Genomic DNA, 13,660 nt, shown 5'->3' on the forward strand with positions numbered 1-13,660 from the left:
ACTCCTAAGATAAATCTAACTTGTGACTGTGAGTCATGATGTTTTTCACCATCGCATTTTTTTGGATCATGAAGCTAAGTTCATCACGAACCATGTCCAGTGTTGATGCCATATTAGGTAACGACTTCAACTCTGCCCAGCAATGCCATAAGGCTTGTTCTTTCTGGGCACCCAGTGGAAAATGCTGCGCTAGCATTGCTTTTAGTGCTGTTTTATCAGCAGGTGGTTCGGCAATAAGCTGTCCCGAAAAATTCCCTAGTAACTCCTGCTTCAACACCTTTAACAAATCAGATTGTGGCTGTTCGTTGCCTTTTGCACTCTTCGCCTCATGAAAGGCGTACCACATTGCCTCTCGTTTAACTTGAGGGTCGGAGAACGCTTCATTTAACGATGATAAGACACTTTGTTTACTGACAACCTCTGCGTCTTTTAATGATTCGTACCACGCTTTAATCTCCGCCAGTTTGGCTTCTGTTTTCTCTAGCGTCTCTTTTGGAGAAACATGTGAAACTTTCTCTTGCTTGTCACTTCGCTCCATGAGTGCTTTCATCTTGTCTTCATCGCTCCGCTCATAATGGCGCGACTCCGACTGACGCAAAGATTGGTGTTGAAGACTTAGGTTGCTTGAATCAATGATCATCCAAGATTCCTAATGTCCTGAGAAAAGCTCGCAGCAAATGCTTGGCTTTCTTCGCTTCCTTGTGACGCAAGTTCTACCCAGCTTTCCGCTTTGCTCAGTAAACCGGCTTTGGCAGAAGCAAGAGCCGCTAAGCTGATCAGATCTGGATAGGCGTTACAAAGTGGTTCGAGTAATTGATGAGCCTCTTCATACAAGCCTTTATTCATGAGGCTCATTGCACGAATCATCGCAACGGTCTCTTCAGAACCTGAGCTTGCTTCAAGGCCATCTGCAATCGTGTTGGCTTCTTGATGACGATGCATACCTGTTGCCATCAGCGCGATTTCAGCCAGCAGTTGGCGCGTTTCTCGTTCCATGCTTTACACCTTCTGGAGAATCGACTGCATCACATCTTTAATCGCACGAGTGGTGGTCGCATTGATATTGTAAACAACAGACCATTTGTTGATCGCGTGCTGAAGCTCGGCAAGCTTTGATGGATCATCGGCATTGGTTTCTAGGTTCTTGATGGCTGCCGTCACTTCTGTGTTGGCATCTTTCGCTTGTTGTTCTAACTTAGCTTTAACATCATCAAGGTTTACACTGTTACTAGCATCGTAAAATGACATAAGACTTCCTCGTATTTTTTAGTTAGCTTCGTATGATTCAACGACCGCATGGGCGGCTGTGTAAGCTTCATACTGTTTGAGTAGCAATTGGTACTGCTGTGGTGAGCACCCTAAATCCAACTGACGTTTCACCACCGCTTGTGCTTCTAAGAGCTTGCTCTTAATCTTGTGCACTTCCGCACCGTTTGTGTCGTTATTTAGAATTTGTTCAAGATTTGTCATTGTTCGTCTCGCCTTCATATCCAAGTTCTATTGTTATCACCCGCCCGCCTTTAACCAACTCAATACCAGCAGGTGTAACACTGGATATTCGGTAGCCCTGAGGCGTTCTTGCACCGACCATATAGCGAACGTTATCGGTCAGAATCACATATGGAACCTGGCCAAAGTTAACGCTACGAAACGGGAAATCGATGTTGGTGCCTTTACTCACCTTAGGTATGGATTTCAAAACTAAGTACGGCTTCTCACCATATTGTTCCCGGAAGTCTCGGGTCACACCGTAAAATCGAGTCGTTTCGATATCATCAAGCTCACCACGAACTTCGATGCGATCACCGCTGGTGACCAACTGGACTTTTTTCAGTAGCTCCGCATCCGTTAATAACGCTTTTAGCGTATCCATGTAGGCACCCGCTCGCTGCAGTTCAACCTTCCACGCAATAAGACCCGGCACGTCTCGCTCCAAGATTTGTTCAACTTGGTTCCAGCGGCTTGCATCATCGATATAGCCCGTCAGCAGCAGTGTGCCGGTCTCATCGCCATTTTCGACTTTCACTTGGTGATAGCCGAGGTTGCGCAAAATAAATCGAACCCCGCGACGGATTTCTTCCATCGTTCTTAAGTCACTTTTGTAATTGATGCCCAATACATCAATTCGACCAAGCAGATCGAGTTTCTGTGTTCGGTCTTCAACATAGCCCTCTAGGACTGCTTGGCGTGCGGCGGCATTCCATTCCACACGAACGTCGCTAAGTTTGAGCTCGCCTAAGATGTTGCGTACCAAAACAATGGGTTCTGCTTCTGTAACAATTTCATTGTTGCTTCCGTTAACTTGGCTGTACCACATACCAGCAAAAATGACACTCGGGACAAAACTACAAAGCAAAGCGATGAGCGTTGTTTTTTTCCAGCTAGAGCGTTGCACAGCAACCACAGGTGTATTCTGTTGGCTAGATTCGTCGCTGACGTTACTCACAATTAACGCATCTTCCGCGTATCCCAGAGCGAACTTCACAACGCCGACCGAGACAACAGCATGGCGTGACAACTCGATACCATCACCTGCAACAGCGATGTCTTCACTGTTAATATTTGCCTCTTCGCAGCCTCGTAAAATGACCGAGTCTTGCTGGCAAACGAGGGTGAAATGGTTCGCTTCGACCCCAGCATCAGACAGTACAAGATCAGCAATAAAGTCGTCACTGCCAAGCACGAGAGCACCTTCAGGTAAGGTGACTTCTACTCCGGTATGCACGCCTGATAAAATACGAATTTTCCATTGCTGCATCGCGGTTAAGACTCCTCTGAAGGGCGCACACACTCACTTTGTGAGTCATCACATTCCAATACTTTCACCCGCCAACCCTTTTGCCCTGTTGGTAATCGGCACTGCGTTAATTGAGACGACTTTTGCTGTGACAATAAGTCTTGTTGATAGCGCTCGGCTTGAACCCTCGATGTGCAGCTATATACTTCCACTACCGATTTAAATTCAGCGCTATTGTTGGAGATGTTGTTAAGCTTGCCGATACTTGGTCGCAAGTCATATTCGTTGCCAATCAACACACTATCGCCAATACCATCCACAACAATTCGAGGTTCTAAAATAAACATTCGTACTGTGCGGCGCTTAGTATTGGTATTACTTCTAAACAGCGCGCCTAAATATGGGATGTCTCCTAGCAATGGCACTTTACGTAACTGATGGCTCACTTCATCTCGGTACACACCACCGATAAGTAAGCTTTGCCCTTGTTTAACCGTCGCTAAGGTGCTGATTTCAGTTTTACGAACGGAAGGAAGATCATCGACGCCACCATCAGCGATCTTTGCACCGTCTTCGAGATGAAGGCTCAGGTTAATTTCAGGTCGTGCAGCAAATCTATCACCAACGATACGTGGGACAATTCTCAGTAACGTGCCATACGTGACCTCTTCCAGCGCTGCGGTTTCTTTACCAACCAGCTTGACGTAAAACGTGCTGCTGTTGTTCAGTACCGCTTCGACATTTTCCTGAGTTAACAATGTTGGTCTTGAAACCACTTGAGCACTGCCTTTGGATTCCAATAAACGAATTTGAGCCAGCAAGTAATTTAGGTTGGTTGAATCAAGCAAGGACTTAAAGTTCTGTCCACTGCCGAGCGTCACATCCCCCGAATTCACATCACCTGTTGTTTTGATATCGACAATGCGGTTGTTTCCGACAGACACTCCCGCTCGCCAATCCACGCCTAACTGACTTAAATCGTTGGCACTGATATCGACAATCGATAGCGCGACTTCAATTCTTGATTGCGGCTGGTCTAATTGCGCGACCAGTTTACGATAGAGCGGTAATCGTGCTTGAGTATCACGAACGATAATTGCATTAAGGCCCGGCTCTGCTTCAACTGTTGCGCCACCATGAACTGAGGCGGTTTTATTACTTTTTACAGGCTTATCTGAACTGGTAACTTCTTTGCTAGACGCACTCGTCACTTGAGTTTGAACACCAGACACGACCCGTTTTAACACCGATGCGATGCCAGGGACCGTAATTGTCTGATCTCGATATGCAATTTCTCTATCCGTTGCAGAAGCGTACTTCAAAGGAATTATCTCAACGAATAATTCGTCGGTTGAATTCGATTTCTGCAGCAAGCGCGTTTCCAATGCCTCCGCCGTTTGTACCACTAAGTCGACATAACGTGGAGGACCCGCAAGATAGACTAACCCTTTGCTCTCAGCGGCTCTCCAACCATAACGAGAATCCCAAACGCCGGTGGAAATTAACGTACTGCGTAGCTCTCTAGCCGTAAGTAATTCCAATTGAAGTAAACGTGAGCGAGTTTCTGTCGCCTTATAGACATGTAAGACGGCACCATCGAAATACCACATCAAGTTGTACACTTGCGATAAGTAATCGAGGAATTCCGCCGGATCTTCAGGGGTAAAACGCCCATTCACTCGATCGTTGACTTTGTCACTAACAGAAACCGAGACACGATAATTTGCACCGAAGTTATTCAACAACTCTTTTAATGAGTCGTTATCTGCATAGTAGCGGAACGGTTGTTCAGGCCAGTGTAAGTCTGTTGCTTGCGCATATCCCAAAGGAACAACACTCACTGCGCATAACAATGCCTTTGTTGCAGCACGTCTAATGTTGGGAAAGATTTTTTGCATCATGGTAACCACACTGTATGGTTGATTGTGTGGTTCACGCGTTCTTGTTCCAATAATGCAATGTAACGTTCACATAGATTGACGTGCTTAGAAAGTAAAGTAGAGAACCGTTCCACCGAACAGTCCTCAACCCTTACTTTACTTTGCAAAATCAATTGCTGATCATCATTGGTTGTCAGTACGCCGCCATCCTCACGAATGGTTTTTAATGAGAGCTGCATGCAACGTTGTAACGCTTGTTCTTGTTGATAATCTAGATGCTCTTTAAACTGGAAGGGTAACGTCGCTTCCCATAAAATCCATGACGCATGTTGCTTGATGGTCAGTGATAACTGGTCAACCTCGATGTTGTAAGAACCATTTTCTGAGGCAATAAAATCCCCTACCTTTAGCGCTTCCGCTAAAGATTTCATCATCTTATCTAACATTTAACGCCCTATTTAGATCTGGCTGAGGTGATTGCAAGCCTGGCCGCACTGACCACTTTGAGTATCAAAATAGTAGTGATCGATATCACCAACAGTTTGCATGTTCTTGAACCATTGCCATACTTTCGCAACCGCATTTTGGTCGTTGTAAACCACATCGCATGCATCCCAAACTTCGTTCAGCTCAGGGGCTTCAAGTCGCACTTCCGAACACCAATTTTTCCACTCAGAAATAAATTGTTCGGTTGTCGAGGTGTACTCCGCGAACCCTTTCAGCTCGTCTAAAGACGGTTGCCACTTGTCAATTAACGAACGATGACATTCAATCACTTGCAACTGTTGTTCGCTTAACGTCCCAAGTTGCTTTTTAAGTTGATGCTGCTGGCTCTTAATAAGATCGAGTTGCTGTTGAACAAAGACGGCACTGGTGTCTTCCCCTGATAGCTTCGACCAATATTCCTTCTGAATATCGAGTTGATTGATAAGTTGTTCAACTTTAATCGAAGCATGAAGAGCACTTTGATCGACTTGTCGGTTAATCCACTCGTTGAGTGATAAATGGAAACAAAGCATCAACGTTTTTGGGACAGCCAAATTAAAGCGAAAGCCCAGACGAGAGTTGATGTAGTCCAGCCTTTGTTCGAACGTTGTGATTGTGCTGCTATCACTGAGCTGCGATCCAATTTCCAAAAATAAACGCATGGCAAACCGGTCTATCGAAGCACCAAGTTTTTGATACGTTTTAACTAACTGGCTAGCGCATAGGCTATCGACGACATTTCTATCCAACAAGCGTTGAAGTAAAGATAACTGCTCATAATTTATGACGCCTTCACTCAACAATTGTCGGTGATTGACGTGCACAACATTGAGATCCTGCGTAGGTTTCGAGGCGCTTTCATAACGAGCTCCTCTTTGTAAAACAGTCACTTTCCGCTGTGTCACTATGCTGTCTGGAAAAAGCGAACGGCGTCGCCAATGCTGCTTTTTCATTTATGTTCGTCTCCGCACCCCTTTCGAACAATCCAGAAAGAAAGAGATGTAATAATTTTTAATCGTTCGTTGTTACACGATACATAATAGAATTTACACTGGTGAGTGACTTTCAAAATTAGTCAGAAAATTTTAGTCCCAAGTCATTTCATTTCGCGATAGCCACTTGATCGTCTCCCGAACGTACGCGGCTTGGGGTCGTTCCAAAACGACGACGGTAACTCTGCGTAAAGTAAGACTGACTGGAAAACCCTGCCTCCATCGCCACATCTACGATGCTCATCTTGCTCGTCAACAGCAGTTTATGAGCATGCAGTAGTCGACGCTCACTGATCCAAGCTCTTGGAGAAATGCCATAGTGCTCATTAAAAAGCTCTTTAAAAGTGGTTAAGCTGGCACCAAACTCCTGCGCGTAGTCTGTCAACTTCCATTCTTTTAAGTAATGCTGTTCCATAAATCGACGTAACCGTTCCGACGTACGGTTTGTTTGTTGTGACAGCAACGCATACAGTGATTCTCCTCCTTTGCTGTGTAGCAAGAGAATGAGTAGTTCTTCGTATTTTAGGCACATAATGGCATCAGGGTACGCTTGTTGCTCAAGCGTCTGCATGCTAGAAAGCACTTGTTCAACGAGTATGTTCAAACCAAAAGTAAACAAACCAGAACAAACTTTGTCTACCTTAGGCAGCATCATCAAGAGATCACTGTGTTTTTGCAGCAACTGACTAACGAGTTCATTGTCGTAGGCAATAATCGACGCTTTGTATGCCCCATCTAGCGGAGAGTACTCTAACAAGTAATCCCCTTGAGATAGAAATACCCCATTTTCTGCAGCAACATCGATTGTGCAATCACCTGTTTGAACTCGAAGCTGACCATTGTGAACGACAACAATGTGAGACTGGTCTGAGTGAAATACTTCGTCAGATTTTTCATAGCAGGAAAAACTACGAATTTTTCGTGAACTCGAGTCGACCCTTTCTGAGTTTAGTTGGCCTGACACATCCATTTTCTACCCTTCATTATTTTGAGTTTCTCAGTGCAAATGTTGAGAAACTTTCAAAGCACTACTTTGATTGTTGTTATTTCTAAGTACTGCTGTATGAATTAAAGAAGCAAAGAAAAGAGCATAGAAGTTCTATCACTTACCATACCCCCCGAATAATTAGCGAATAACCCAAGCATTACCTTTACCTAAAGGTAAAAGTTTGACTTAGTAAATTTCTGCTGTCCGTCTTTATTATTTTTATCAGATAGCGTTTATCATTAGCCAAAACTTAAATATCATTTCGTTATTTAAGTTTGGTTGTTTTGTTATACATTAGAATACAATTAAATAGATTTCGGCATCGTTTCGAGAGCAAAATTAAATTTCCAAAATCATAAAAATGTATGTTTTATAGCCTAAACGCCAAGCCAACGTGTTCAAGGAGCGAGATATAATCATAAAAAATACTGTTTTTGCAACAAGTATGAGTCTAAAAAACAACTGACCCGATGACTTCAAAGTCATGTAATTAATGTTTATAAAAGACAACAAATCTTTCACAACAGGAAAGATATAGTCTTTATTTTTATAAATTAGAAAATTCTAATAAAAATGTAGTACTTAAAATTTTATCTGTTTATTTTTGGAACAAGAATCAAGTTTTCTTGTTTATTTCCCTCTAAAAATAAATAGTTCTTTTCTTTTTCCGCAACGAGATCACCGTTTGAATAAAGCTTTCCAATAATCTTCATTTTTCCTTCACCAGCTTGAATTGGTGCAATTAAAAACGAATACTGCACAGGCAACTGAACGCCTTGGTAGCTCTGAGATGCCGATTTAAAACATTGATTATCAATAACTTTACATATTTCCACCTCAAGAGAAGTAATCGAAGGTGGAAAGTAGCCGTCGACAGAAACCCAACCATAGACTGATGCCTGACTCTGTGTATCAAAGCCATCCACCCCATTGACGGACACAGTCTGACTGCACCCACTCAGTATGAATAACCCAATAAAACCAGCCCATATAGAATTGTTCATTATGACCCCATAAACGTATTTTATATAATCTAGCTCATTTGAAATTCACACAATTCTTTATGTAAAAATATAAAAGATCAACTTATATTTATACTACAAGCGGACAATAAATCGCATTTTTCAACAACACGTAGTTAACATGGACTGTAATTTCAAAAACAGTTTCTGCTCTCTTTCATTCCTTCCTTAATTGAAGTTCATTAGAGAAAAGTGATATTCATATATATCATTGCCATCGAGATATGCATCTGAACACACTTACTTTTATCTTTCTATTTATCTCAACACATTTAAAAGCCAAAATATAATAACAACCGACTAATATTGATAAACATGAAGAGATACATCTAATATTTTCCTTGATAAAATTTCAAAAGGGACTATTCCTATGTCAGCACGCCAAACTATCGATGAGATTTTGCTAAAGTTTGCTCATCAAATAGGCTTGCCTGCACTGCATCTAACGGAAAATGAAGTAAGCTTAGCCTTTGATGATAATCTAAGGGTGCATATCATCTTTCATCCTGAATCGACAACTTTGCAGCTCGAAGCTGAGATTGTTGGCCTTCAAATTGTAAATTCCGATCTCTATCGCTCTTTCTTGGCCTTTAATTATCACTGGCCTGAGCACCAGTTATTTTTTAGTTTAGATAACCACCGACATGTCCTATGTTTAAACCGACTCATTAACATTAGGCGACTGGATTACGAATATTTTGAAACAGCTTTAGCAGAATTGCTGACGCACAGCGAGTCGTGGGAAGCGTTATTGTCTTCTCATGTAACCATTGATGAGGCACCACCGATGCCACAAACTTTAGACTTGAGAGTTTAGGTGTCTTTATGTCCAATGACATCCAATCCACATACACCAATTCATCGGTTCATGACGTTCAACAAGCGCAGCAAAGTGATGCAGTGCCGCAAGGAACGTTTCATGGCCGTAAAGTCACCCTACTCTCCTCATCAGAAAGCAGCATGACGCGAACAAGCTCTAAAAGAGAGCTTGGTGAATGTTTAAATCAATTTGCCAGTCTCGAATCTTGCAATCGCGTTTTGGACTTTGATCCGCAACTCAATATTGACAAGCAAAACGCCGCCGTAGAAAAGCTTATGGAACGAAAAGTGGCGATAATTCAACGTTCCTGATATCACAATATAAGCAGGTTAAACACCTAAGTTACCCTTTAGCCGACAAGCTCACGCTAATAAAAAACCCCGAAGATTCGGGGTTTTGATTCATACTGCTTTTTCTTTATTAATTACTTAGTTTCACTAGAAGAAGCCTAACGGGTCGATGCTGTAGCTAATCAGCAAGTTCTTCGTGTTCTGGTAGTGATCCAGCATCATCTTGTGCGTTTCGCGCCCGATACCCGATTTTTTGTAACCACCGAACGCTGCGTGTGCAGGGTAAGCGTGGTAACAGTTAATCCAGATTCGACCAGCTTCAATATTACGGCCCATACGATATGCGACGTTCGCATCACGTGTCCAAACACCTGCACCTAAGCCATATTCGGTGTCGTTTGCGATTTCCAACGCTTCAGCCTCATCTTTGAATTTGGTGATAGCAATCACTGGGCCAAAGATTTCTTCTTGGAAGATTCGCATCTTGTTGTGGCCTTCCAACATGGTTGGCTGAATGTAGTACCCCTGGTTGATAGACTCTGGCTGTTCTGACACTCCACCACCAAAGACCACTTTTGCGCCTTCTTCACGGCCGATTTCCAGGTAACTTAAAATCTTATCAAACTGTTCTTGAGAAGCCTGAGCACCGACTTGAGTATCGGTATCGAGCGGATTACCTTGTTTAATCAGATGTGCGCGTTCCGTCAGTTTCTCTACAAACTTGTCATAAATCGCTTCATGAACCAGTACGCGAGATGGACAGGTACAAACTTCACCTTGGTTGAAGAAACCAAGTAACGTACCTTCGATACACTTATCAAGATACTCATCTTCGTAATCGAAGATATCTGAGAAGTAGATGTTTGGAGATTTACCACCTAACTCAACTGTCGATGGGATCAAGTTGTCTGCTGCACATTTCAGAATGTGGTTGCCAACTTGCGTAGACCCGGTAAACGCGAGTTTCGCAATGCGGTTGCTGGTTGCTAATGCTTGACCCGCTTCAGAACCATATCCGTTTACAACGTTGATGACACCAGGAGGAAGAAGGTCACCGATTTTTTCCATCAGAACCAGAATGGATGTTGGGGTTTGCTCTGCTGGCTTCAATACCACACAGCAACCCGCCGCTAGTGCCGGTGCTAGTTTCCAAGCCGCCATCAACATTGGGAAGTTCCACGGAATAATTTGACCAACCACACCAATCGGTTCTGGGAAGTGGTAGCTTGCGGTGTGCTCATCCAGTTCTGCCGCACTGCCTTCTTGCGCGCGAATACAGCCAGCGAAGTAACGGAAGTGATCCACTACTAAAGGTAAATCTGCCGCCAAGGTTTCGCGAACTGGTTTGCCGTTTTCCCAAGTTTCTGCAACTGCAAGCTCTTCTAGATGCTGCTCAATACGGTCAGCAATTTTCAGCAAGATGTTCGAACGTTCTGTCACGCTGGTTTTGGCCCATTTTGCTCTGATGTTGTGCGCGGCATCCAGTGCTAAATTAATATCTTCCTCGCCAGAGCGAGCAACTTTACAATACGCTTGTCCGTTGATTGGTGAGATATTGTCAAAGTACTCACCACCCGTTGGTTTTACCCATTCCCCACCGATAAAGTTATCGTAATGCGATTTAAAGTTAACAATGGCATTTTCACTACCTGGCTGTGCATAGATCATAACTCTTCCTTTTGTTTCTCGTTCAATGTGTTATTGCAGTGTCGTATCGCACTGTTCACAAAGAGCATTACGCAAGTCACACGCCAACTACACCACACTTGTTGTTAATTAAATGTAAAACTATGATTACCAAGCGATAACAAACCAAGTGAGCGACGTTTGAGCGGATGTATGGTGTGAACACCAATGTTCAAGTGTTCCAAAATGGCACACCCTCACTGTGACAAAATGGTACAGTCATGGAACTTCAACATATTAGCGATAACAATTGGCTTTCAACTTCATGGGTCAGAAGTGAACAAGCGGGTTTAAAACAGCGTCGACGCCCTGAAGATATTCGAGTAACGACAGCAACGCTCCAAAATAGGCGTCACCAACTCAACTTTTTGCTAGAGGCAGTCACTCAATTTGCGCTCCCTTTGTTTAATCAGCTATTTGCTCATAGCGACAGTCGCTTAATTTTGACGGATTCAGATGGTGTCATCATCGGCAGTTGGGGACAGCCTAGATTTCGTGAGAAGTTGACGGAAATCTCGCTAAGCTCTGGAGCATGCTGGCAAGAAAAGGTCAAAGGCACCAACGCGATTGGTACAGCCTTGGTTGAAGCAAAGCCCGTTTCTGTTATTGGTGATCAGCACTTTATCCAACACCATCGTTTTATTAGCTGTTCGGCTAATCCTATTTTCGATCATCTTGGTAACCTCATTGGCGTATTAGATATTACGAGCGAGCAAAAGAGACATGACTTCTCAACGCAAGTACTAGTACAAAACATGGTCCAGCAAGTGGAGAATCAACTACTTAACTTGATTCCACAAGGGCATATTCGTGTGGATTTAGCGTGCGAAAAAGGTTTACTGAATAGTGGTTGGCAAGGAATTATCATTGCAAATGAAGACGGACAAGTTTTGGCTCACAATCAAGTAGCTTCTCAACTTTTTGCGCAAAAAAGTATCATTGGGCAATCCTTAGACGACATTCTATCCACTCGGGGAAATGAGCACCCTTTCGTTTTCAAAACAAAACCGCTTACCGATAAAGATAGCAAGGTCAAGTCTCGTGCTGTAGCGGCGTCCAATGATCTTCATTATGGCGACTCCGCTGTTGAGCACTGTTGGCAGCAAGCCAATCGCGTCATCGATAAAGACATCAGTTTGTTGATTCTCGGAGAGACTGGTGTTGGCAAAAACGAGTTTGTGAAAGCGCTCCATAAAAACAGCCAGAGAAAAACGGGACCGTTGGTTTCCGTCAACTGCGGAGCGCTACCAAAAGATCTGGTTGAATCTGAATTGTTTGGCTACGTAGCCGGTGCCTTTACTGGCGCAAACAGCAAAGGCTATCAGGGAAAAATTCGCCAAGCGCACAAAGGGATTTTGTTTCTGGATGAAATCGCGGATTTACCCTTGGAAGCTCAAAGCCGATTGCTCCATGTATTGCAAGATAAAACCGTGCTTCCCGTGGGTTCCAACCAAAGCATTCAAGTCGATACGCAAATCATTGCAGCCACGCATAAAGATCTGGAACATTTGGTCAGCGAAGGATTGTTCCGCCAAGATTTGTATTATCGCCTTAATGGCTTGATCATTGAGCTACCTCGCTTTGAGGAGCGTGAAGATAAACGACAACTGATTGAGAACATTCATCGGCGTCACGCCGAATCTGAACAACAGCTTTGCCCTCACCTACTTTCTCTGATGCTGTCTTACTCATGGCCAGGAAATTTGCGTGAACTCGATAGTTTAATCAAAGTATCCGCCTTAATGGCGCAAGGTGAAGAAATATTGGAACTCACACACGTCCCAGCCCACCTAAGTAAGAAACTCAGCCAAGCTCAAGAAGGAGTAGTATCCGCTGAACCAACTTCAGAACTGCGTGCAACCGTCGAAGATAAGTTGCTCAAAACATATCAAGCCAACCGGGGGAACATTAGCAAAACGTCTCGTATGCTTGGTGTGAGCCGAAATACCATTTACAGAAAATTGAAAAGCCTTGGCATATTAAGTTAATTCTACGACCTCAGATACAAAAAGAGCACCGTTGCGGTGCTCTTTCTCTTTGAAACCTAGCTTACAGGCCGCCTTGTTGTTGTGCCTGTTTTACTAATGCCTGACGTTGAGTTTCCTTCTCAGAGATCACTTGATTGTCCTTGTGCATTTCCTGTTCCAATTCTGCTGGAATGAAAACAAAGTACTTGTTAAGAGTCATCTTAGAACCTCAATTTGCTGTGTTAATTACCTTCTTGGTCGACGTAAACAAAACCAGAAAAACATGTTTTACTGGATCCTTGTTGCTAGTTTCAAAAAATAAAGGATGTTCATATAATAAACATCCTCCATGTGGGCGCTAATTATAGGCGTAGTTTAAAGGCTTACCTAGCACTCTTTTTCACCTTTTGTGCAATCTGAGTTTCGATCGAAAAACGGATTTAATTGCCCGTAATTACTAAGGTATTGTTAAAAAGAGAAAAAAGCTTTTACTGTAACTGACGACAGGGATGAGCTTACGAGTGTAGGTTCACTTGCAATTGTGTATCGTAGAGTTCGAATACGATAATAATAACGCTACATGCCCTTAATCTGCGTAGTTAAAAACTTTGAAGTGATAGACAACCGAAGTCATATCTGTGCAACTCAGTTTAACGATTTGTCTACCAGTTCAATATTTCACCTTTTTTGAGAAATCTTTAGCCACTTTTTTGTGTGAAACGTCCCAAAAGAGCAGACAATTAAAGTGTGGTATATGACCACAATTGTCTATTCCCACTTAGCTTCGGGAGG

At 43.2% G+C, this 13,660-nt stretch carries 15 protein-coding genes; 3 read left to right on the forward strand and 12 right to left on the reverse strand.

The features are described from left to right. Positions 1-4: 4 nt before the first annotated feature. From R7P64_RS19740 to R7P64_RS19785, 10 genes are all read right to left on the reverse strand, one after another. Positions 5-640 (reverse strand): YopR family T3SS polymerization control protein, encoded by a 636-nt coding sequence (locus tag R7P64_RS19740; RefSeq protein ID WP_318119127.1) that lies wholly within the window; start codon positions 638-640, stop codon positions 5-7. Further along, positions 637-996 (reverse strand): YscG family type III secretion system chaperone, encoded by a 360-nt coding sequence (locus tag R7P64_RS19745; RefSeq protein WP_005377200.1) that lies wholly within the window; start codon positions 994-996, stop codon positions 637-639. Before R7P64_RS19745 ends, R7P64_RS19740 begins: the two co-directional genes overlap by 4 nt. Positions 997-999: 3 nt before the next feature. Next, complete coding sequence (gene sctF / locus R7P64_RS19750) at positions 1,000-1,248, reverse strand: type III secretion system needle filament subunit SctF (protein ID WP_005377199.1); 249 nt, start codon at positions 1,246-1,248, stop codon at positions 1,000-1,002. An 18-nt stretch (positions 1,249-1,266) separates the two neighbouring features. Then, the gene (locus R7P64_RS19755; RefSeq protein WP_005377198.1) at positions 1,267-1,470 is read right to left on the reverse strand and encodes an EscE/YscE/SsaE family type III secretion system needle protein co-chaperone; all 204 of its coding nucleotides are present in this window, start codon (positions 1,468-1,470) and stop codon (positions 1,267-1,269) included. Further along, complete coding sequence (gene sctD, locus R7P64_RS19760) at positions 1,457-2,758, reverse strand: type III secretion system inner membrane ring subunit SctD (RefSeq protein WP_318119126.1); 1,302 nt, start codon at positions 2,756-2,758, stop codon at positions 1,457-1,459. Before sctD ends, R7P64_RS19755 begins: the two co-directional genes overlap by 14 nt. Before the next feature lie 5 nt (positions 2,759-2,763). After that, positions 2,764-4,638, reverse strand: coding sequence for a type III secretion system outer membrane ring subunit SctC (sctC, locus tag R7P64_RS19765; RefSeq protein ID WP_250154654.1), 1,875 nt, complete (start codon positions 4,636-4,638; stop codon positions 2,764-2,766). After that, on the reverse strand, positions 4,635-5,063 hold the full coding sequence (locus R7P64_RS19770; RefSeq protein ID WP_054575043.1) for a YscB family type III secretion system chaperone: 429 nt from the start codon (positions 5,061-5,063) through the stop codon (positions 4,635-4,637). Before R7P64_RS19770 ends, sctC begins: the two co-directional genes overlap by 4 nt. A 12-nt stretch (positions 5,064-5,075) precedes the next feature. Further along, positions 5,076-6,056: a T3SS regulon anti-activator ExsD domain-containing protein gene (locus tag R7P64_RS19775; protein ID WP_318119125.1), complete on the reverse strand. Its 981-nt coding sequence runs from the start codon at positions 6,054-6,056 to the stop codon at positions 5,076-5,078. 148 nt (positions 6,057-6,204) lie between these two features. Further along, the gene (locus tag R7P64_RS19780) at positions 6,205-7,065 is read right to left on the reverse strand and encodes an AraC family transcriptional regulator (protein ID WP_005377191.1); all 861 of its coding nucleotides are present in this window, start codon (positions 7,063-7,065) and stop codon (positions 6,205-6,207) included. Between the two features lie 608 nt (positions 7,066-7,673). Further along, positions 7,674-8,087: a YscW family type III secretion system pilotin gene (locus tag R7P64_RS19785; RefSeq protein WP_213912361.1), complete on the reverse strand. Its 414-nt coding sequence runs from the start codon at positions 8,085-8,087 to the stop codon at positions 7,674-7,676. A gap of 388 nt (positions 8,088-8,475) precedes the next feature. Between R7P64_RS19785 and exsC the strand changes: the two genes are divergently transcribed. Both exsC and exsE2 read left to right on the forward strand, forming a co-directional pair. Further along, entirely contained in the window at positions 8,476-8,922 is a 447-nt protein-coding gene (exsC, locus tag R7P64_RS19790; protein ID WP_005377174.1) for a type III secretion system regulatory chaperone ExsC, read from the forward strand. A gap of 8 nt (positions 8,923-8,930) precedes the next feature. Then, positions 8,931-9,236: a T3SS regulon translocated regulator ExsE2 gene (gene exsE2, locus R7P64_RS19795; RefSeq protein ID WP_005377171.1), complete on the forward strand. Its 306-nt coding sequence runs from the start codon at positions 8,931-8,933 to the stop codon at positions 9,234-9,236. 126 nt (positions 9,237-9,362) lie between these two features. Here exsE2 and R7P64_RS19800 read toward each other — a convergent pair whose 3' ends face one another. Next, on the reverse strand, positions 9,363-10,883 hold the full coding sequence (locus tag R7P64_RS19800; RefSeq protein ID WP_104975362.1) for an aldehyde dehydrogenase family protein: 1,521 nt from the start codon (positions 10,881-10,883) through the stop codon (positions 9,363-9,365). Between the two features lie 239 nt (positions 10,884-11,122). Here R7P64_RS19800 and R7P64_RS19805 point away from each other — a divergent pair, with 239 nt between their 5' ends. Beyond that, positions 11,123-12,889: a sigma-54-dependent Fis family transcriptional regulator gene (locus R7P64_RS19805; protein ID WP_222712729.1), complete on the forward strand. Its 1,767-nt coding sequence runs from the start codon at positions 11,123-11,125 to the stop codon at positions 12,887-12,889. A gap of 61 nt (positions 12,890-12,950) precedes the next feature. On the opposite strand, the gene R7P64_RS19810 is transcribed toward R7P64_RS19805, so the two are convergent. Beyond that, positions 12,951-13,088, reverse strand: a complete 138-nt coding sequence (locus tag R7P64_RS19810) for a hypothetical protein (protein ID WP_005377165.1) — start codon at positions 13,086-13,088, stop codon at positions 12,951-12,953. Between the last annotated feature and the right edge of the window lie 572 nt (positions 13,089-13,660).

It is taken from the genome of Vibrio sp. 2304 (assembly GCF_033339475.1).
Classification (GTDB): Bacteria; Pseudomonadota; Gammaproteobacteria; order Enterobacterales; family Vibrionaceae; genus Vibrio; species Vibrio alginolyticus.

Excerpts from the sequence above, each read along its gene's own strand:
- R7P64_RS19740 (WP_318119127.1), bottom strand. The coding sequence starts at position 640 with ATGATCATTGATTCAAGCAACCTAAGTCTTCAACACCAATCTTTGCGT.
- R7P64_RS19745 (WP_005377200.1), bottom strand. The coding sequence starts at position 996 with ATGGAACGAGAAACGCGCCAACTGCTGGCTGAAATCGCGCTGATGGCA.
- sctF (WP_005377199.1), bottom strand. The coding sequence starts at position 1,248 with ATGTCATTTTACGATGCTAGTAACAGTGTAAACCTTGATGATGTTAAA.
- R7P64_RS19755 (WP_005377198.1), bottom strand. The coding sequence starts at position 1,470 with ATGACAAATCTTGAACAAATTCTAAATAACGACACAAACGGTGCGGAA.
- sctD (WP_318119126.1), bottom strand. The coding sequence starts at position 2,758 with ATGCAGCAATGGAAAATTCGTATTTTATCAGGCGTGCATACCGGAGTA.
- sctC (WP_250154654.1), bottom strand. The coding sequence starts at position 4,638 with ATGATGCAAAAAATCTTTCCCAACATTAGACGTGCTGCAACAAAGGCA.
- R7P64_RS19770 (WP_054575043.1), bottom strand. The coding sequence starts at position 5,063 with ATGTTAGATAAGATGATGAAATCTTTAGCGGAAGCGCTAAAGGTAGGG.
- R7P64_RS19775 (WP_318119125.1), bottom strand. The coding sequence starts at position 6,056 with ATGAAAAAGCAGCATTGGCGACGCCGTTCGCTTTTTCCAGACAGCATA.
- R7P64_RS19780 (WP_005377191.1), bottom strand. The coding sequence starts at position 7,065 with ATGGATGTGTCAGGCCAACTAAACTCAGAAAGGGTCGACTCGAGTTCA.
- R7P64_RS19785 (WP_213912361.1), bottom strand. The coding sequence starts at position 8,087 with ATGAACAATTCTATATGGGCTGGTTTTATTGGGTTATTCATACTGAGT.
- exsC (WP_005377174.1), top strand. The coding sequence starts at position 8,476 with ATGTCAGCACGCCAAACTATCGATGAGATTTTGCTAAAGTTTGCTCAT.
- exsE2 (WP_005377171.1), top strand. The coding sequence starts at position 8,931 with ATGTCCAATGACATCCAATCCACATACACCAATTCATCGGTTCATGAC.
- R7P64_RS19800 (WP_104975362.1), bottom strand. The coding sequence starts at position 10,883 with ATGATCTATGCACAGCCAGGTAGTGAAAATGCCATTGTTAACTTTAAA.
- R7P64_RS19805 (WP_222712729.1), top strand. The coding sequence starts at position 11,123 with ATGGAACTTCAACATATTAGCGATAACAATTGGCTTTCAACTTCATGG.
- R7P64_RS19810 (WP_005377165.1), bottom strand. The coding sequence starts at position 13,088 with ATGACTCTTAACAAGTACTTTGTTTTCATTCCAGCAGAATTGGAACAG.